General features: G+C 40.1%; 18 protein-coding genes. 7 read left to right on the forward strand and 11 right to left on the reverse strand.

Features of this window, described 5'->3' with window-relative positions:
- The first annotated feature begins 56 nt into the window (after positions 1-56).
- Complete coding sequence (locus tag NON16_RS18220; RefSeq protein ID WP_257350854.1) at positions 57-1,232, forward strand: MFS transporter; 1,176 nt, start codon at positions 57-59, stop codon at positions 1,230-1,232.
- A gap of 598 nt (positions 1,233-1,830) precedes the next feature.
- Entirely contained in the window at positions 1,831-2,271 is a 441-nt protein-coding gene (locus NON16_RS18225) for a TlpA family protein disulfide reductase (RefSeq protein WP_257350855.1), read from the forward strand.
- 85 nt (positions 2,272-2,356) lie between these two features.
- Here the strand turns inward: NON16_RS18225 and NON16_RS18230 are convergent, their stop codons facing one another.
- The 4 genes from NON16_RS18230 to NON16_RS18245 form a co-directional block, all read right to left on the reverse strand.
- Positions 2,357-2,836 carry a VanZ family protein gene (locus NON16_RS18230; RefSeq protein WP_257350856.1) on the reverse strand — a complete coding sequence of 160 codons (480 nt, stop codon included), beginning with the start codon at positions 2,834-2,836 and terminating at the stop codon, positions 2,357-2,359.
- A gap of 255 nt (positions 2,837-3,091) precedes the next feature.
- Positions 3,092-4,732 carry an acetolactate synthase large subunit gene (locus NON16_RS18235; RefSeq protein WP_257350857.1) on the reverse strand — a complete coding sequence of 547 codons (1,641 nt, stop codon included), beginning with the start codon at positions 4,730-4,732 and terminating at the stop codon, positions 3,092-3,094.
- Between the two features lie 331 nt (positions 4,733-5,063).
- Positions 5,064-5,897 (reverse strand): YihY/virulence factor BrkB family protein, encoded by an 834-nt coding sequence (locus NON16_RS18240; RefSeq protein ID WP_257350858.1) that lies wholly within the window; start codon positions 5,895-5,897, stop codon positions 5,064-5,066.
- Between the two features lie 32 nt (positions 5,898-5,929).
- Positions 5,930-6,400 (reverse strand): YtxH domain-containing protein, encoded by a 471-nt coding sequence (locus NON16_RS18245; protein WP_257350859.1) that lies wholly within the window; start codon positions 6,398-6,400, stop codon positions 5,930-5,932.
- A gap of 482 nt (positions 6,401-6,882) precedes the next feature.
- On the opposite strand from NON16_RS18245, the gene NON16_RS18250 reads away from it, so the two are divergent.
- Positions 6,883-7,143, forward strand: a complete 261-nt coding sequence (locus NON16_RS18250; RefSeq protein WP_257350860.1) for a GlsB/YeaQ/YmgE family stress response membrane protein — start codon at positions 6,883-6,885, stop codon at positions 7,141-7,143.
- A gap of 357 nt (positions 7,144-7,500) precedes the next feature.
- Positions 7,501-8,847 (forward strand): alanine/glycine:cation symporter family protein, encoded by a 1,347-nt coding sequence (locus NON16_RS18255; RefSeq protein ID WP_257350861.1) that lies wholly within the window; start codon positions 7,501-7,503, stop codon positions 8,845-8,847.
- Positions 8,848-9,029: 182 nt separating this feature from the next.
- On the opposite strand, the gene NON16_RS18260 is transcribed toward NON16_RS18255, so the two are convergent.
- From NON16_RS18260 to NON16_RS18275, 4 genes are all read right to left on the reverse strand, one after another.
- Positions 9,030-9,431, reverse strand: coding sequence for a secondary thiamine-phosphate synthase enzyme YjbQ (locus NON16_RS18260; RefSeq protein ID WP_257350862.1), 402 nt, complete (start codon positions 9,429-9,431; stop codon positions 9,030-9,032).
- A gap of 2 nt (positions 9,432-9,433) precedes the next feature.
- Positions 9,434-10,483, reverse strand: a complete 1,050-nt coding sequence (gene rsgA / locus NON16_RS18265) for a ribosome small subunit-dependent GTPase A (RefSeq protein WP_372508841.1) — start codon at positions 10,481-10,483, stop codon at positions 9,434-9,436.
- Positions 10,484-11,118: 635 nt separating this feature from the next.
- On the reverse strand, positions 11,119-11,931 hold the full coding sequence (locus NON16_RS18270; protein WP_257350863.1) for a DUF2935 domain-containing protein: 813 nt from the start codon (positions 11,929-11,931) through the stop codon (positions 11,119-11,121).
- A gap of 134 nt (positions 11,932-12,065) precedes the next feature.
- A complete protein-coding gene (locus tag NON16_RS18275; protein WP_257350864.1) occupies positions 12,066-12,578 on the reverse strand; it encodes a DinB family protein in 513 nt (170 codons plus the stop codon).
- Positions 12,579-13,422: 844 nt separating this feature from the next.
- Here NON16_RS18275 and NON16_RS18280 point away from each other — a divergent pair.
- The 3 genes from NON16_RS18280 to NON16_RS18290 are packed head-to-tail and all read left to right on the forward strand — an operon-like array spanning position 13,423 to position 15,972.
- Positions 13,423-14,169, forward strand: a complete 747-nt coding sequence (locus NON16_RS18280) for a metal ABC transporter ATP-binding protein (protein ID WP_257350865.1) — start codon at positions 13,423-13,425, stop codon at positions 14,167-14,169.
- Positions 14,166-15,029 carry a metal ABC transporter permease gene (locus tag NON16_RS18285; RefSeq protein ID WP_257350866.1) on the forward strand — a complete coding sequence of 288 codons (864 nt, stop codon included), beginning with the start codon at positions 14,166-14,168 and terminating at the stop codon, positions 15,027-15,029. Before NON16_RS18280 ends, NON16_RS18285 begins: the two co-directional genes overlap by 4 nt.
- Positions 15,030-15,033: 4 nt before the next feature.
- Complete coding sequence (locus NON16_RS18290; RefSeq protein ID WP_257350867.1) at positions 15,034-15,972, forward strand: metal ABC transporter substrate-binding protein; 939 nt, start codon at positions 15,034-15,036, stop codon at positions 15,970-15,972.
- Between the two features lie 67 nt (positions 15,973-16,039).
- Here the strand turns inward: NON16_RS18290 and NON16_RS18295 are convergent, their stop codons facing one another.
- The 3 genes from NON16_RS18295 to NON16_RS18305 form a co-directional block, all read right to left on the reverse strand.
- Positions 16,040-16,633, reverse strand: coding sequence for an HD domain-containing protein (locus NON16_RS18295; protein WP_308216629.1), 594 nt, complete (start codon positions 16,631-16,633; stop codon positions 16,040-16,042).
- Between the two features lie 87 nt (positions 16,634-16,720).
- Positions 16,721-17,191: a redoxin domain-containing protein gene (locus NON16_RS18300; RefSeq protein WP_257350882.1), complete on the reverse strand. Its 471-nt coding sequence runs from the start codon at positions 17,189-17,191 to the stop codon at positions 16,721-16,723.
- 154 nt (positions 17,192-17,345) lie between these two features.
- The gene (locus tag NON16_RS18305; RefSeq protein WP_257350869.1) at positions 17,346-18,671 is read right to left on the reverse strand and encodes a lysine N(6)-hydroxylase/L-ornithine N(5)-oxygenase family protein; all 1,326 of its coding nucleotides are present in this window, start codon (positions 18,669-18,671) and stop codon (positions 17,346-17,348) included.
- Between the last annotated feature and the right edge of the window lie 151 nt (positions 18,672-18,822).

The raw sequence follows: 18,822 nt of genomic DNA on the forward strand, positions 1-18,822 counted from the left end.
AACTCAGTATGACATAACTATCAAAATGTAACAGCAATCGGGGGGAAGTACAAGTTATGCGTTCTGGTCGTTTCCGATTTAATGTGTTAATTATCGTTGTATTCGTTTCTGGATTTGCACAAGGTATGCTATTGCCCTTGCTTGCGATTTTATTAGAAAATGCAGGTGTTTCCTCGGGTTTAAATGGGCTGAGTGCCTCTGCCTTTTATATTGGAATTGTGCTGATTTCTCCTTTCTTGGAAAAACCTTTACATAAGTTTGGGTATAAAAAATTAATCCTTACCGGTATTGCATTAACCTGTGTATCCATTCTTTTCATACCACTCTGGCAAGCAATCTGGTTCTGGTCCATCCTCCGTCTAATTATCGGAATGGGCGACAATATCTTTCATTTCGCAACACAAGTTTGGCTAACCTCAATGAGCAATGAAGGAAATCGCGGGAAAAACATTTCAATTTATGGAGTTTCGTTTGGAGTAGGATTTGGTGTTGGTCCAACTATGATCAGCTTAATTGAAATACACATCGTTCTACCATTTGCGATTGCAGCTCTATTATGTTTGATATCACTATTACTTTTACTTCGAATCGAAAACGAATATCCTGAAAACATTCAAACGATGGCTGGCCAAAGCACTTGGAAGCGTTACGGGGCTGTTTTTCGTTTATCATGGGTCGGTTTAATTGCTGCATTCGGCTATGGATTCCTGGAAACCGCTGTCCACAGCAACTTTCCAGTATATGCTTTGAGACAAGGGCTTGGAATAGAGGCCGTTACGATACTCTTACCTGCGTTTGTTGTGGGAGGATTAATTTTTCAAGTACCGCTCGGGTTGCTAAGTGACCGAGTTGGTAGAAAACCCGTACTTGTTGTTTGTCTTTTTATTGGTGGAATGAGCTTTATTATGATGAGTTTCGTTGAATCACTTCTTCTATTAGCTGGATTATTTGTTATTGCGGGATTGTTTCTAGGATCTCTGTTCTCAATGGGGATCACTTATATGGCGGATCTCCTGCCAAAGGCCCTTCTACCAGCAGGTAATATCTTAGCAGGGATTTTCTTTAGTATGGGAAGTATTTTAGGGCCAATCATTGGTGGATTCTCGATTGAATATTTTGCAGAAGGAAGCATTTATTACACAATCGGCGGAGTTATGCTGCTATTGTTCGTAATCGTATCCTTTTACCGGAAAAAATCTTCTAGTGCAAATTCCCGTATATACACAGGTTGAATTTTACGAAAAGCCCTGTCAACTTATCTGAACAAGAATAAGATTACATTAGAGCTATACTCGGATGTTAATCACACCACAACCCTAACCCTTTCGATGGTCGAACGAATTGTGGACTGGCTAGAAGACACGTTTAATCCCTGTAACTCAAAGGAATACTAAGTTTGAGACTAATAAATTGACGTCCGTACACATTCGTTTTAAAATTGTGATTAGGTGATAATGATTACAAAGAAAACTAGGCAATGCAAGGCTGAGCCTTAGTTTTACTTGTACTCTAGGTGCGTGTTCAAAAAGGAGGACAAAAAGAGCCGAGAAGTTCGAGGCGTGAAAATCTCGAGGACCAGAACGTATGCTATTAATACGTGAGGACCGGAGAGATCGAACAACGAAGAAATTCGACAGCTATTTTTACCGGACTTTTTGAACAACCTCTATAGAAAGTTTTATTACTTTCTAAACGTGTAAATTAGAATTAACATGGAAAAAGGAGTCGATATACAAATGAGATTACGTACTGAAATGCCTGAATNGAAAGTTTTATTACTTTCTAAACGTGTAAATTAGAATTAACATGGAAAAAGGAGTCGATATACAAATGAGATTACGTACTGAAATGCCTGAATTCGCAGGTGCTACTGAATGGCTAAATGGTGAAGTATCAAAGGATGAACTTATCGGGGGCAAACCCACTCTTGTTCACTTCTGGTCTGTTAGTTGCCAGCTTTGTAAAGATGCTATGCCAAACATTAACGAATTCAGAGATGATTATAAAGACGAACTAAACGTTATCGCCGTTCATATGCCTCGCTCTGAAAAGGATCTTGATATCGATCAGATTAAGGAAGTAGCCGCAGAACATGGAATTTCACAACCCATTTTCGTAGACAACCAGCATAAATTAACGGATGCCTATGAAAATCAATATGTTCCTGCCTACTATGTATTTGATAATGAAGGAAAGCTGCGCCACTTCCAAGCAGGCGGCGATGGCATGAAAATGCTAACAAAACGGGTTAACCGCGTACTCGGCAAATAATAGAAATGAAAGGGCTAACTGCCTGCGCAGTTAGCCCTTTCATTTTACACGTTAAGAAAGTATAAAAATACTTTCTATAGTATGTCTATTTCCGTTTCACATTCCGCTCATAAAGCCGGTACATAAACGCACATATTTTAAAAAATAGGAGTCCGATTAAACCGCCAACCCCATTTAGAAAGATATCATCTATATCAAAAATCCGATTTGCATACATGAACTGCGAGTATTCAATCACTGTACTCGTCCCAAATGTAATCCAAAACATATATTTAAATCGTGACAATCTTCGAAAGATCAACGGAAGTAAGAACCCAAGCGGCATAAACAGCAGTATATTTCCTATGATATTCTTAAACATCAGCCAATAGTTTCCGCTATTCCACATTAATTCAATACTTTCGAATAAGACAAGGTTAAAGGACTTCCCGTACACATAATAATTGAACGTCAGTAAGGTGGAATAGATCAGCACAGTAATATAACCAAGAAAAAGCACTGTTCCAATCCATTTCCACTTTCTACGCGCATAACTACGATGAGTGGGTGTATTCTGAATTTGCATCCGGACGTGCTTCCTCTCTTTACGACTTCAAAACTAAGGATAGTGTAACATACTGAAAGGACTTGCTGTAACCAGTTTATGACTGCCTTTATATGGTTATCACTACTTCTATCTCAATATTAATAGAATTCTATTTAGACCATAAGGAAAAAGAGCCAGACATCCCGTTCCCCAACAAATTGTAAATTGTTGAGAAAAATACGTAGTAGCAGTCTGGCTCTAGCTAACGAACTATTTGAATTAGCCTTAGGTCCTTTAGTTATTACAAATAATATTCCCTAAACGTTCTGACAGTTGGACGTTTTCCTTGTAATCGACTGGACAATCAATCACAACAGGCTTTTTCATTTTGAAGGCTTCTTTCATCAATGGTTTAAATTCTTCTGCTCGTAATACCTTCATCCCTTCAGCACCAAATGATTTGGCAAGTTGAACGAAATCAGGGTTGCCAAATTTGATGCCTGAGCTACGTTCGAAGTGGTTCATTTGCTTCCACTCAATGAGGCCATATCGGTTATCGGTCCATACAACAATCACAATTGGCAGATTTAAGCGGACGATTGTCTCAAGCTCCTGAACGGTCATAAGGAAGCCGCCATCACCTGCAACTGCAACGACTTTTTTATCCGGAGAAGCCAGTTTCGCGCCAATTGCTCCGGGCATTGCAATCCCCATCGAAGCAAATCCGTTAGAAATTAAGCATGTGTTAGGTTTGATACAATGGAAGAAACGTGCAATCCACATTTTGTGAGCACCGACATCTGAGATCAAGATGTCTTCATCGTCAAGAACATCTCGAAGGTCAGCTACAATCTTTTGTGGTTTCATCGGATAAGACAGATCTTCGTTATGCTCGTGAAGATCATCCAAAATTTGCTCGCGAAGTTTTTGTATGAAACCGTTTGTTTTTTCGCGCTTATTAATCTTTGCTGTTAATGCATTTAAATTTTCATCAATATTCCCAACGAGGCCTGCCTTTATAGGATAGTGCGAATCCACTTCCGTCATCTTTGTGTCAATATGGATGATTGGCTTATCACCCTTAGGATTCCATGCAGCTGGTGCGTATTCAACCATGTCGTACCCAACTGTAATGATCAAATCAGAGTCATCGATTCCACATGAAATATGATCTTTATCCTGTAACCCAGTTGTCTGTAGGTTTAAGGGGTGCTCCCATGTAATCGAGCCTTTTCCCATAAAAGTACTAGTAAATGGGGCATTCAGCTTCTCAACAAATTGAAGTAGCGATTCAGATGCTTTCATTCTAGTTACACCGTTACCGACCAGTATTATTGGTTTCTTCGATTTATTAATTATCGAAGCAGCTTTTTCAACTGTTTCTTCAACAGCCTTTGGTAGCAACCCATTTGGCATCGCTTCGAGTGGTTTTTGATCGACTTCCATAGCCGCAATGTCTTCCGGGAGCTCAATATGGGTCGCTCCGGGCTTTTCACTTGTTGCAAGCTGAAATGCCTTCCGAACAACCTCTGGAACGATATCTTTGTCCCGAATTGAAGTATTCCACTTCGTCACTGGCTTAAACATTGAGACAATATCGTAATATTGATGAGACTCTTTATGTTGTCTCTCCAACCCTGCTTGTCCTGTTATAGCTACTACTGGTGCCATGTCCATGTTTGCGTCTGCAACACCGGTGACAAGGTTGGTTGCCCCCGGGCCGAGAGTAGCAAGACATACACCTGGTTTACCTGTTAGCTTCCCATATAACCCTGCCATAAAGGCAGCTCCAGTTTCATGCCTGGTTGTAATAAAGTTGATTTGAGATTCCTTCATTGCATCAAGGAAGTCGATATTTTCTTCACCAGGTACTCCAAATACATATTCAACCCCTTCATTTTCTAAGCACTTTACAAATAATTCTGATACGCGCATTAACTAGTCCCTCCATATTTTCGAATGAAAACCTTTTGCACACTAATAGGAATACTTTTTCTTCTAGGTCGTTTAAATAAAAGTATGTAATTAGAGACATAAGAAAAAAGGCTGACTCGGAATCATCTTAATGACTGAGTCACGGATCAGCCTTAGCTCATATTCAATGATAATTATTCTTTTTATTAGCAGAACCACTTGTCTTATGCTTGCTGTCACTCTTGTGTTTCTTATTGTTTTTCACATTATGGTTTTGCTTATTGTTACTCATAAATATCTACCCCTTTAGTTAAGAGTAGAATTAGTTTTTCCTTGATAAAAATTTATATTCTTAAAAAGTATTTGTACGACGCCGAAACTTATTTAAGGTCGCATTAAGTTCTCCACCTATAATCAACATCATTCCGGATATGTAAAACCAAAGCATTAATACTATAATTCCGCCAAGACTTCCGTATGTTGCATTATAATTGGAAAAGCTGTTTACATAAAAGGCAAATCCCCATGAAACAAGCTGCCAGCCAATTGTCGCAACGACAGCACCAATCCATACGTCATGAACTACTAGTTTTTTATTCGGTGCAGCTACATAAATCATTGTTATTACGCCTGCAATTAGGATTGTACTGATGACCCATCTCAACGCATTCCAAACTGGTTCAAAGTGAGATAAGCCTATGTAAATGAAGAAGTTCCCAATCATTTCTCCAAAAATAGGAAGCAACATTGCTACAACGATCATAAATAGCATCCCAAAGGTTAATGAAATTGCTACCCCCCTGGCGACGATAAAGTTTCGATTTTCAGGTACATCATACGCCTTATTCAATGCACGAATAACAGCATTCATCCCATTCGATGCGGTCCAAAGTGTTACGATAATCCCCACCGAGAGGATCGTACCACCACCTTGGTTAATAACATTCATATTTTCCTTGATGATTTCCATCAGCTCTGGAGGTCCATAAGCATCAATCAATCTGAAAAGTTGCTGGGGATCAACGATAGCTGTTACTAATGTTATTGAAACAATTAAAAAGGGGAAAAGAGACAGCAGGAAATAATAAGCCAGTTGTGCTGACAAGTCCATCACACCATCTTCCTGAACCCGTTTGAAAAACTCTTTCCAAAAAAGTTTTGTGTTGGACTTTGTTATCGTTCCCATAGCGCCTCTCCTCCCCTAATGTTCAATTTGTACTAGTTTGTATCTAGTTTATTGGTTGAACCTGTATTCATGTCTGAAAATTCTTTCCCTGCTTCTTTTACCTTACCTGATACATCTTTTAGTTCGTGCCCAACATCTTTTACACTCGAGTATGTTTCCATTGAATTTTCACGAACCTCATCCACTTTTTTCATAACATCTCTTACCTCTGTCGCCAGTTCGTTTAGTGCCTTTGAAGTTGTATTCATTGTATTTTTCAACGTATTCATAATTACTTTCGGATCATCCTTTACGTACTGGAATACGTTGGACGTTTGATCCTTTAATTTCACAGAGCGTTGCTGGACATTTTGTCGAGTATTTTTATCAATTAATGCAGCAAGCCCTCCAACTGCAGCACCAATCAAAATTCCTTTCAATAAAAAGGTTTTGTCCTTACTCTTTTGAATCTGTGGCTGTGTTTGAATACCATTGGCTTGTGTTTTATATACAGATTGAGTCATACTATCTCTCCTTTTATAATATCGTTTACTATTATGTAACTTCCCCAGTTATGTATCCCGTCAAACATAAAGGTTCTTAGGTTTACTGGTGGATTATGATGGGTAAAGTACCGATACATTCCGAATTAACTAGAAAAGCGCAAGCGGCCTGGGTAGCCACGAAGGACACTGGAAGGCCATCGAGGAGGCTGTCGCCGCCGCAGATGGACTGAAGTGATCCGAGGGGCTGGGCGCTGTAGCTAGACATCATTGAAAAGCGCAAGCGCCCTGTTCAGGTGTGATAAAGAAAACTTGGTAAACGCCAAGGCGATTACCTTAGTTGCCCTTATGCCTGTGGTGCAAGCGCTGGAGATTCTGCAACATAACACGCTTTTTGTGTTTGTGGAAGAATCGAAGCGACCTCGAACACCTGGGGTGCTGGAGCTAGATATCACATCTAGGCAGAAAATTTTTTACATTCTTGCAAAAAGGAGGCAATTTAGATGCATATTATTTGGGCTTTAATCGTTGGTGGAATCATCGGTTGGCTTGCTGGTTTGATTGTAGGAAGAGATGTTCCAGGCGGAATTATAGGAAATATTGTGGCAGGATTTATAGGAGCATGGCTTGGTACTGCGATACTCGGCTCGTTTGGACCAATGATTGGTGGATTTGCAATCATACCCGCATTGATTGGAGCGATAATTATTGTTCTCCTTATTAGCTTTATCATGAAAAGAACAAGAAAAAGCAAAACATATTAAGAAAAGTGCAAGCGCCCTGTTTAGGTGCGACAAGCGCTGGAGATTTCTGGACAGGAACGCGTTTTCCAGCGTGATGCCCATAAATCGAAGCGACCTCGAGCACCTGGGCGCTGCAACTAGACATCACATCTATGCAGCAAATTTTTAGATAATTTAGCTTTCAAGGGCTGTCCAACTCGGGCAGCTCTTTTTTACACGTTAAGAACGTAAAAAAGAATGCACATAGATGCGATGTTTGACGACTTATGTTGATATATGCTGTCAAATAATGATTTTTCTTAAATTTTTCTGAAGAAAAAGGTATTTTCAATATTTTTCAGAATATTAAATAGATAACCTATAAAGGAGGAATCAACCTTGGAAGATATACTTGGACAAATTAGTAGCTGGGTATGGGGGCCATGGCTGCTAATACTTTTAGTCGGTACAGGCATTTACTTAACAATCCGACTTGGCTTTTTACAGTTCTCATTACTTCCTTATTCATTAAAATTAGCATTTAGTAAGAATCAGGACAAAAAATCTGAGGGAGACATCTCCCACTTTCAAGCCTTGATGACTGCGCTTGCTGCGACAATTGGAACTGGTAACATCGCAGGAGTTGCGACAGCCGTATTTATTGGTGGTCCCGGAGCTGTCCTGTGGATGTGGCTCAGTGCTTTATTTGGAATGGCAACGAAATATGCTGAGGCAATCCTTGCTGTTAAGTATCGTGTCAAAAACAAAGACGGCGAAATGTCTGGCGGTCCGATGTACTACCTCGATAAAGGGCTAAAAGCAAAATGGCTCGGAGTGCTTTTCGCATTTTTCGGTGCCTTTGCAGCGTTCGGAATCGGAAACATGGTACAGTCCAACTCGGTTGCCCTTGCAGTTGAAACGTTTGGTGTCCCAACCTGGATTACCGGCTTAGTATTGATGGTATTAACAGGTCTCGTTATTCTTGGCGGAATTAAAAGCATTGGACGTGTTACAGCATATCTCGTTCCTTTCATGGCAGCGTTCTATGTCATCGGAGGACTCATTATTTTAATAATGAACATCGAATTAGTTCCAAGTGCAGTAGGACTCATTTTTTCTGATGCATTTACAGGTGATGCAGTTGCTGGTGGTGCAATCGGAACTGTTATTCGATACGGGGTTGCACGTGGTGTATTCTCGAACGAAGCTGGTCTTGGTTCTGCACCTATTGCCGCTGCTGCTGCAAAAACAGATTATCCTGCTCGCCAAGCACTTGTATCTATGACTCAAGTATTTATCGATACAATTGTTGTTTGTTCAATTACAGGAATTACACTCGTAATGGGTGGTATGTACGATGGAGATTTGAATGGAGCAGCACTTACGACTGAAACCTTCGAAAGCTTTTTAGGTACACCTGGAGCACTAATCGTAACAGTAGGCTTGATCTTATTCGCTTACTCTACAGTACTTGGGTGGTCTTATTATGGAGAAAAATGCTTCTCTTACCTATTCGGGGACAATTCTGTAAAGTATTATCGATTGTTGTTTGTTATTGCCGTATTCGTTGGTACAACTGTATCGCTTGGAACCGTTTGGAAGCTTGCTGATATCTTTAACGGATTGATGGCGGTACCAAACCTAATTGGACTCCTTGGTCTTTCCGGAGTCGTTGTTGCAGAAACTAAACGATTCCTTGCTGTCAAAAAAGAAGAAAAACAAAAGGAAAAATCAATTTCAGCTTAATTGTGCCTGTTCAAAAATGAAGAAAAATGGAGGAATTTCCAGTTAAAAGTGTCACGTCGAAGAAATTCCTTAGTTACTTTTACCGACCTTTTTAAACAACCTCTAATAGTAGAATAGGGAAGAACCTGATCTGGGAGAATCCAATCAGGTTCTTTATTTTTAATAAGAGGATGATTGATTCTTTATCCATTTAATACTTTCAAATAATACGATCTGGTTCGAGGCCCATCAAATTCACAAAAATAAATTCCCTGCCACGTACCAAGCACAAGCTCACCATTATTAATGATAATTATCTGCGAGCTTCCTACCGTACTTGCTTTTAAATGAGAAGCAGAATTCCCTTCCGCATGACGATACTTTTCATGTTCCCATGGATATATTTCATCAAGTCGCATTAACATATCATACTTCACATCCGGATCCGCGTTTTCATTAATCGTAATTCCAGCTGTTGTATGTGGACAATATACATACACAATTCCGCTTTGGATGTCACTCTTTTTCAAAAGTGACTTGACGGTAGAAGTGACATCGATCATTTCATCCCTTTTTGTCGTTTTCAGTGTTTCTTCAAATACCATTGTTACCTCCTCATGCTCTTTGTGATCTTCTTCCACTTTGCCTTTTCTTGTTGCTGTGCCCTTTGATTGTTTTTTCGCTCTAAATAGGCAAGCTCCCGTTGTAATTTTTTATACGCATTATAACGATCATTCGAGAGTTCACCTGTGGCAATCGATTCTTGAACTGCACAGCCTGGCTCTTCTACATGCTGACAATCACGGAATTTACATAGTTCTGAAAGGTTCTCAACATCTTGAAAGCTTTCGGATAATCCCTCACTCGAATTCCACAATTGAAGCTCTCGCATTCCAGGGGTATCAATCAAGAGCCCGCCCTGCGGCATTAGAAATAATTCGCGGTGAGTGGTTGTATGTTTCCCTTTATCATCACCTTCCCTGATTTCTTTTACCTTCTGTATCTCTTGCCCGTATAATCGGTTCACTAATGTTGATTTACCTGCACCAGATGAACCTAATAATGCTCCTGTTTTACCTTCAGCAAGATAGGGCAACAGTTCATCAATACCTACTTCTTTTTCAGAGCTAATGATATGGATGGGTAGCCCGAATGCAACCGTTTCTACTTCCCTTACCCGTTCTTCCACATCCTCACACAAGTCACTCTTACTGAGGACTAATACAGGGTTCGCTCCGCTTTCCCATGCCATAAGTAGGTAACGTTCAATGCGTCGGACATTAAAATCACGATTTAGTGCATTAACCAGAAATACGGTATCGATGTTTGTAGCTATGATTTGTTCCTCGGTTGTTACACCGGCCATTTTACGAGAGAACTTACTTGAACGTGGTAAAATCGAGTGGATCGTCGCTGACTGCTCATTTTCCCGGACCTGACACATTACCCAATCGCCAACAGCTGGATAATCCTCTCGTGTTGAAGCTTCAAACCGCATTTTACCAGAGATTTCACCTTTTAATTCGCCAGATTCCGTTAATAAAGTGTACATACCCTTGTGCTCTAAAGCTACTCTGCCTGGTACATATTCTTTTGCTAACCATTCGCCAGCCTGTTCAATTCGTTCATTGCTAAAACCTAATTGAGTTAAATTCAATTCTAATTCCTCCTGTTTTTGATTCGAAAAGCGGAAGCGCCCTGTTCAGGTGCGATAAAGAAAACTAGGTCAGCGCCAAGCATAGCGAAGGCGATTGCCTAAGTTGCGCTTATGCTTGGGAGTGCAAGCGCTGGAGATTCTGCAACATAACACGCTTTTTGTGTTTGTGGAAGAATCGAAGCGACGATCTGCGCACCTGGGCGCTGAAGCTAGACATTACATCAATGCTAAAAAACTTTCTCTCACGCAAAAAACCATCGGTAATGGTACCCGATGGCCTTTAACTATTGTTTCGGTATAGAGAACGTTGCGGACACAGACTGTTCACACAGGCTATCGCAATGGGTCCTTCATACGTTCTAAATGTAAAAAAACCATGGGCGTGTGCACAGCCCATGGTTAAGATGTATAGATCAATAAACAGAGATAAACAGAGAATTAGAATTAACTCTTTATGCCGATCATCTTAAAGGGCTGTGCAGAATATACAATTAATGAGTCATTCATTTCGATGATTGCATACATAACACATACCTCCTTAAGATTCCTTTGATTTGTTACTATTATATGCTTTTCAATTCGCGTTGTAAATATAAATCAAAGAATTTTTTGATTAGAATAAAAGTTCTATATTCTTAACTTTTCACCCTCGGTTTTGTCGGGTCACAGTCAGGAAGTTCAATGCCGCTGGATTCCGCAAGCTTGATTAAATAATAGCATTCTTCCCTTGCCATATGGTCAGCCATTAACGGTGTAAAAATGCTCAGCACTTCAACGGAAAGCTCCATCTCCTCTAATTCTCGTAAAAAGTTCTTGAAAAGAGCTAATTCGATATCCACCTGGTTATTAAATCGTTTTAATGCTGGAAATTCTTTTACCCCAGTTCTTAAATAACCCGCCATTTCGACTGCTTTCATATAAAAATGTTCAAAAATCTTTCGGTATTCATTGCTTTTGTCTCTGATTTCCCGTTCAATGGGATCCATCGTGTCATTAATTGCCCCGGCATGGCCTGCTGCATCTGCTAACCATAATTTATGGTGGTGGACCTCATGGTATATAGGCGGTACCTTCCCTGCCGTTAAATCTTTTAAGATCAGTAGATACTCCTCCAACTCATTCACCATATGATTCATAAACGTTGGTGTTAAATGGATGGCAATCGTTCCTTTCAACTGCTTTTCAATAATGTTCAACTTAAAATTACGTAAGTTTTTCGCTTGTTTTTCAGCTTCTTTACTTAACTGTATAAGCTGATCCTTGGATAGTTGCTTGCGGGATTGGTTAAGAAGCTCATCAAATATTTTAATAAATTCATTTGCCTTTCTAATTGCCGCTGTTTCTTTTGGGGAAAGTGCGTTAAAGATAAAACGTGCATGGTCCCCTAATATTTGTAGCCAAAAACGATGTTCGAAGGCTGCTGCTGTTTCATAATTTTTCCGCTCCATTATAAAACCTCCTTTGCCAACACTAAGATATGTTCGATGGCGTTAGAACATTCCATTGATAGGTGCAGACAAGCTAGATTTTATAAGTAGCTTGCGAATTTCGATCATTATTCCTTCCACTTGCAACTTGAATTTTATTTGGTTTGGAGCGAATAAAGGTAAAATACATAATCGGTTGGCACACCTGCATGACCCATTTGACGGAGCATGGCGGTGACGTTTCCACGGTGGTATGTACCATGATTAACGACATGTTGAATGAGTTCAGAAAGTGAGACTTCCAATTGTCCATAATGCGGGTGTTCAATTGTCATAGGACGATCTAAATCGCCTTGTTTGTGTAAAAATCCGACGAACCTCTCCGTTAACTCTAAATACATTGCTTCCATTTCTACGAGGGTTCTCCCTTTTGTTTCCTCTGTTATACGTTGTACGGAAGACATAATCTGATCAAAACCCTCTTCAGCCATGACGCTTAGCCATAGATGATCGGTAATATAGATATGATTAATCACCTCTGAAATCGAAGGAAAAACACTTTGAATTTCCTTATTAAAGACCTCGTTTGGAAGCACCTTTATATGCTCCATTACCCTCTTGTTGGACCAAATATGATACTCATAAAGCCTTTTGGCATTCTGTTGCATGTTAATTCCTCCTATACCCGTTTTTTATTCATTGACAAGGATATCTTGTTCCATCAGCAATAATTTCACCACTCACCTCATTCTAAGCAAAACATTGATACAACGCTGTTGAATTTCGTCAGGTAATAATTGCTTTAGGGCTTTTTCCAATAGAAAAGGGTTCTCTAAACCATGTTCTTTCCAATAGTATTCGATAAGCTCTGCTTTTTCCCTTTTTTTAGGAATAAGTTGATTAAGAAAAACCTGAGTGAAGGAAGAACACCTCCACTCAGGTCCTTTTTTGTTCAAAGCACATCCGATAGCTTGTAATCTACGCCATGTTTTCCTTTGTAGTACTCAGAACATTTCGCCTCCACAGATTTCGCAGGAAAACTTCGGAGGTACAGAGGGATCTCCTCCTCCATCCATCAATACTCATACCGTGACCGAGGGCTGTATTCTTGTGCTGCATCTTGTACTAAAAGGGGATGAATCCTCCTTATTCGTGCCCCTGAGCTGCAGCTTGTGCTCAAAAAGGGAACGATTCCTCCTTATTCGTGCCCACGAGCTGCTTCTTGCGCACAAAAAGGGAACGATTCCTCCTTATTCGTGCCATCTATCTTCTTTCATTCAAAAAAATTCGTCTAAGAAGTACCTTCCACCTAAAAAGGTTCATTTAGTTTTTGTTGACAAAAGATTGATTGTGATTTAAATTTTGTATAAGGGAAACTTTTTTATAATGAGGCATATATTATGAATGACACTAAAAGTCATTTTCTTTTTTGTTTAAAAGTTGCATAAGGTAAACTTTTGTTTATCCAGTTAATGTTTTTAGTTTAATGCAGGAGGAAGGAGTGTTTTCTTAATGAGTACAGTGCTTTCCGTGAACGATTTAAATGTATCTTATCTTGGAAATCAAGCACTAACAGGAATTTCATTTGACCTTGATCAAGGCAGCCTGGCTGGGATCATCGGACCGAATGGAGCAGGGAAATCCACACTAATTAAATCGATGATAGGACTTATTCCCTCTGATCAGGGTAATGTGAGAATTTTGGGCGAGTCTGTTAACAAGATTCGAAGACGGATCGCCTATGTTCCACAACGAAATGACATTGATTGGGATTTTCCAATTCACGTTCTTGACGCCGTCCTAATAGGAACCTATCCTAGCCTTGGATTGTTCAAAAAACCGCGAAAAAAGGATCGTGAATGGGCTTATGAATGCCTCAGACGTGTTGGTATGCACGACTTCAGTAACCGTCAAATCGGAGAGCTATCTGGAGGCCAGCAGCAGCGTGTTTTTCTTGCCCGAGCACTCGCCCAGAAAGCGGAGCTATTCTTTTTAGATGAACCATTTGTCGGTGTAGATATTCAAAGTGAAGAAACCATTATTCAAATATTAAAAGAGCTGCAGTCAGAGGGAAAAACGATACTGGTTGTCCATCATGATTTGAGTAAAGCAAATGTTTATTTCGATGAATTGGTTTTGTTAAATAAAGAACTTATTGCGAAAGGTAAAGTTTCTGACGTATTAAGTTCTAAGCTTATTTCAAAGGCGTATGGGAACCCGCTTGCTTTTATGAATGAACGAGAGGTGAATCAGCTATGAACTTTGTCGACGCAATCATCCAATATGAATTCTTACAAAAAGCACTCATTACCTCGGTTATGGTCGGAATCATCTGCGGAGTGATCGGCTGTTTTATCATTTTAAGGGGGATGGCGTTGATGGGGGATGCCATTTCACACGCCGTGTTACCTGGGGTTGCAATTTCCTATATGCTCGGCATCAACTTCTTTTTCGGCGCTGTTGCTTCAGGTGTACTCACCTCAATCGCAATCGGCTTTGTCAGCCAAAATAGCCGTTTGAAAAATGATACCTCTATTGGAATTATGTTCACTTCAGCATTCGCTGCAGGAATTATTTTGATTACTTTTATGAAGAGTAGCACGGACCTTTATCATATTTTGTTCGGAAATGTTCTCGCCGTTAGACCTTCTGATATGTGGGTGACACTCGGTATCGGATTGCTCGTTATTACGGTCGTTTACTTTTTCTATAAAGAATTATTGGTGACGTCATTCGACCCTACAATGGCATCAGCCTACGGATTGTCGACGAAACTCATTCACTATTTATTAATGACAATGCTTACGATGGTCACTGTCGCCTCGTTACAAACTGTAGGAATCGTACTTGTTGTCGCGATGCTAATTACGCCAGCTGCTACTGCTTATTTGCTGACGGATCGACTCACGTTAATGATTTATCTCGCCTCAGGTTTTGGTGCCGTAGCTGCATTTATTGGTCTTTATTTCAGCTTCACATATAACCTGTCCTCCGGTGCAACGATTGTACTCGTTTCCACAGTGATGTTCATTGCTGTATTTTTAATGTCGCCGAAGTACGGGTTTATTCAAAGGTTTATCCGATCTCGGAAAATACGATCGTTAGAGGGAGAGATGTAAAGCAATGAAAACGACTTATTTGATTTTTCTTGGAGGATTATTGACATTGTTACTTGTTGCCTGTGGCGGTAAAGATGTAGCGGACAACGACTCGGAAAAGGTTCAAGTCGTAACGACCTACTCTATCCTTTATGACATCGTAAAAAATGTAGGGGGAGATCAAGTTGAGGTACACAGCATGGTCGCGATTGGTGCAAACCCACATGAATACGACCCTTTACCTGAAGATGTGAAAAAGACGGCTGACGCTGACGTTGTTTTTTACAATGGACTAAATTTGGAAGCAGGAAATTCGTGGTTCGAAAAGTTACTTGGAACAACCGGTAAATCCGGCGATGATGCTCCTGTTTTTCAATTAAGTAAAGGTGTTGAACCGATGTACTTAACGACTGAAGGAAATGAAGGGCAAGAGGATCCGCATGCTTGGTTGGATATTGAAAATGGTATCAAATATGCCGAAAATGCACGTGATGCCTTAATTAAGGTCGATCCTGAAAATAAGGACATTTATGAGAAAAACACAAAAGAATATATTAATAATTTGAGTGACTTACACAAGAAGGCGAAAAAGGCATTTGCTGATATCCCAGAGGATGAGCGCTATTTAATCACAAGTGAAGGGGCATTCAAATACTTTAGTGATGCCTATAAAATTAAGGCAGGATACATTTGGGAAATCAATGCCGAAAATCAGGGATCACCTGAACAAGTGAGGCAGGTTATCGATTTAATTAATGAAAAAGACATTAATGTACTTTTCGTGGAAACAAGTATTGATCCAAGGAGCATGGAAACCGTCTCCCGGGAAACGGGTGTGCCCATTGGTGGCGAGGTCTTTACCGACTCACTCGGTAAACCTGGTAAGGAAGGCGACACGTATCTCGGAATGATGAAGTGGAACATCGAAACCATCGCTGAACAGATTAAGGAGCACAGCAAATAATCAGCTTACTTAATATTAACCCTTAGGTAGTTAAGAGGGTGGGATAACTTTTTATCCCACCCGCTTTTTAATCCTTTAAATAGCCTTTTTCCACCGCATCTTCAATGACGGATTGGGTATATTCCCAGAGGTCTTGCGAGCCTTCAGCAATGTGGGCATTTCGAGCTAAGACTTGCTCTTTTCGAATATCGTGCTTTTTCCAGGATACACCTTCCGTCATATAATTCAACAACATCGGCTGCAAACGGTCTAATGCAGCACAAAACCTTGATTCAGGAGTTTCACGCACTTCAAACTCATCCCATAATTCGAAAATGTGCTGCGCTTGGTCTTCCGGTAATAAGTTGAAAATACGATCTGCTGCAGCCTTTTCACGTTTTTCTTTATCTTCATTTCCTTTTATATCATAAGCAAACGTGTCCCCTGCATCAATTTCGACAAGATCATGGATGAGCAACATTTTAATGACGTGAAGAAGGTCAATCTCCTGCTCATTTGCATATTCTTTGAGCGTCAGTGCCATCATCGCTAAATGCCAAGTATGCTCTGCATCATTTTCTTGACGTGACCGGTCCGAGATATAGGTCTGACGCAATATCGTTTTTAATTGGTCGATTTCGAGTAAAAAGGACATCTGCTGCTGTAAACGATCTAAATCCACTTGTACCACTCCTGATTCGATTTTATAACCTTAATCATCATACCACGCACGTCTCGAAAATCGTCCACTCGTTACTACATTTTTATTTTAATAACATAACCGTTCACAATTCGAAAACACTTCTACGTACTGATCACGATCATTTGCATCAAATTCGGTATTTTTGAAACAGAGAATCCCATCTCTATTAACTAAGAATACGGATCGCTTGGCTGTTTCATTCTTCTCATCAAATACCCCGTAATCCTTCGCCGTTTTCTTATGCCAATCCGAAAGCAATGGATACGGCAGGGTTCCAAGACTAGCAGCAAACACATTATGTGCATAAATATGGTCCACGCTGATCGCCAGCACTTCTGTCTCACTATTTTCAAACTGTTTAAAGTCCTCTTTCCAAGAGGTGATTTCCTTTATTCAGCCAGGGGTAAAATCCAGTGGATAAAATGCGACCAAGACGTGTTTCTTCCCTTTGTAATCGGACAATGAAATCTTTTCTCCCGTTGTGGATGAGAGCGAAAAATTTGGTGCAGGTTGTCCGACTTCTAATTGAGTATTGATCGTAAACGCCTCCTCTCAATTGATTCTTTTTAGAGGGTGTTCAAAAAGTCCGGTAAAAATAACGATCTTTGAACACGCACTTCTAAAAGTATTCCTTTAATACGATTGAATAAACATCACTGGTGAAGTTTCTATTGATAATAGGATCCTATTTCTACTTATTATGATTCTCTGGTCCAAATTGCTGGAATACCGTGCTTTTTGAAATTGGGAAAATTTCCTTATCCGCAATTGAGTTAATGATCTTCTGATTTCGATAAACGGAAAGCCCCAGGTTGGTCGCCCCTGCACCATGAGAATGCTCTAGATTAGTCAACGTAAAGAATTGATTTTTACGATTATCATTAAAAAGCAGCCTATAGTCCTCTGTAACTTTATATCGTTTCTTATCTTCCCACTCGATTGATTCGCTAAATTTCTGAAACCAGTCAGGCAAATGTGGCTTATAGCCCGTTGCTAGAATTACTATTTCCGATGAATCAGTAAATGCTTCGTCTTTTTGCCATTGATTACAATTAAGTTTATAGGCTCCCTCAGTTTGTTCCCGTTCGATCGATGTCACTTCGGTTAACGGTTGTATGGTCACCTGTCTGGTATTCTGATCAACCGAGCGATGATAAAGCAGATCATAAATTGGCCTTAATGTTTCCGGATCGATCCCTTTACGTAGCTGTCCTAGATTGGATAATGCCTCTTTTCGGCTATCAAACGAGAGTTCATTGAAATACGCTACATAATCCGGTGAGAAAACCTCCTGTCCTAGCTTTGCTGATTCAAGCTGGAGGAATCCGGCTGACCGTGTATACCAAGTGAGCTCATAATCATAATGCTTCTGATCAAGCAACAAGTCATAAAATACTTCAGCTGCACTTTGACCTGAACCTACAACCGTCACAGAATTCGTTTCTTTCGCACTTTTTTCATAAAACCGATACTGACTTGAATGAAACACATCCTCTGAAGAGCATCCGTCGGTTTCCATCGGGATCATTGGAATAGTTCCAGTCCCAAGAACGATATGGCGCGCTTGAAACCGTTCAGTTCCCTGTGTTTCAGTATCGTGAATGGTAATTTCGTAGACAGGATTATCATTTTTTACAAAATCAACATCCACAACCCGCTTGCCAAATCTGCACGTATCCAATTGAGAAGCAACCCACGCAGCATAATCATTGTATTCACGCCTCGGAATATCGAATCGGTTGAAAAAATAAAACTTATAAAGTCGCCCTTGTTCATGTAAATAATTTAAAAACGAATAAGGGCTTGTTGGATCTGCAAGGGTGACAAGATCCGCCAAGAATGGAACCTGAAGATCGGTCCCTTCAATTAACATCCCTGGATGCCATTCAAAATGAGATGATTGTTCCAAAAACAAGCCATCTATCTCAGGAACTCGATCAAGTAATGCGGCAAGGCTTAAATTAAATGGTCCAACTCCAATCCCTATTACATCGTAAACTTTATTGTTTTCTGTCATGTGCTTCACATCCTTTACTTGTCCTAACTTATCAAGTTTAATAACCATTCTAAGGTAAAATCAACTGGAACACATTCTTTTTGTCTAAATGGTTTTACCTCTTTTAATAAGAAAAGCGCAAGCGCCCTGCTTAGCCACGAAGGTCACTGGA

The sequence above is a fragment of the Pseudalkalibacillus decolorationis genome (assembly GCF_024609785.1).
GTDB lineage: Bacteria > Bacillota > Bacilli > Bacillales > Fictibacillaceae > Pseudalkalibacillus > Pseudalkalibacillus decolorationis.

Excerpts from the sequence above, each read along its gene's own strand:
- NON16_RS18225 (WP_257350855.1), top strand. The coding sequence starts at position 1,831 with ATGAGATTACGTACTGAAATGCCTGAATTCGCAGGTGCTACTGAATGG.
- NON16_RS18230 (WP_257350856.1), bottom strand. The coding sequence starts at position 2,836 with ATGCAAATTCAGAATACACCCACTCATCGTAGTTATGCGCGTAGAAAG.
- NON16_RS18305 (WP_257350869.1), bottom strand. The coding sequence starts at position 18,671 with ATGACAGAAAACAATAAAGTTTACGATGTAATAGGGATTGGAGTTGGA.
- NON16_RS18275 (WP_257350864.1), bottom strand. The coding sequence starts at position 12,578 with ATGCAACAGAATGCCAAAAGGCTTTATGAGTATCATATTTGGTCCAAC.
- NON16_RS18280 (WP_257350865.1), top strand. The coding sequence starts at position 13,423 with ATGAGTACAGTGCTTTCCGTGAACGATTTAAATGTATCTTATCTTGGA.
- NON16_RS18270 (WP_257350863.1), bottom strand. The coding sequence starts at position 11,931 with ATGGAGCGGAAAAATTATGAAACAGCAGCAGCCTTCGAACATCGTTTT.
- NON16_RS18235 (WP_257350857.1), bottom strand. The coding sequence starts at position 4,732 with ATGCGCGTATCAGAATTATTTGTAAAGTGCTTAGAAAATGAAGGGGTT.
- NON16_RS18245 (WP_257350859.1), bottom strand. The coding sequence starts at position 6,400 with ATGACTCAATCTGTATATAAAACACAAGCCAATGGTATTCAAACACAG.
- NON16_RS18220 (WP_257350854.1), top strand. The coding sequence starts at position 57 with ATGCGTTCTGGTCGTTTCCGATTTAATGTGTTAATTATCGTTGTATTC.
- NON16_RS18240 (WP_257350858.1), bottom strand. The coding sequence starts at position 5,897 with ATGGGAACGATAACAAAGTCCAACACAAAACTTTTTTGGAAAGAGTTT.
- NON16_RS18285 (WP_257350866.1), top strand. The coding sequence starts at position 14,166 with ATGAACTTTGTCGACGCAATCATCCAATATGAATTCTTACAAAAAGCA.
- NON16_RS18290 (WP_257350867.1), top strand. The coding sequence starts at position 15,034 with ATGAAAACGACTTATTTGATTTTTCTTGGAGGATTATTGACATTGTTA.
- NON16_RS18250 (WP_257350860.1), top strand. The coding sequence starts at position 6,883 with ATGCATATTATTTGGGCTTTAATCGTTGGTGGAATCATCGGTTGGCTT.
- NON16_RS18260 (WP_257350862.1), bottom strand. The coding sequence starts at position 9,431 with ATGGTATTTGAAGAAACACTGAAAACGACAAAAAGGGATGAAATGATC.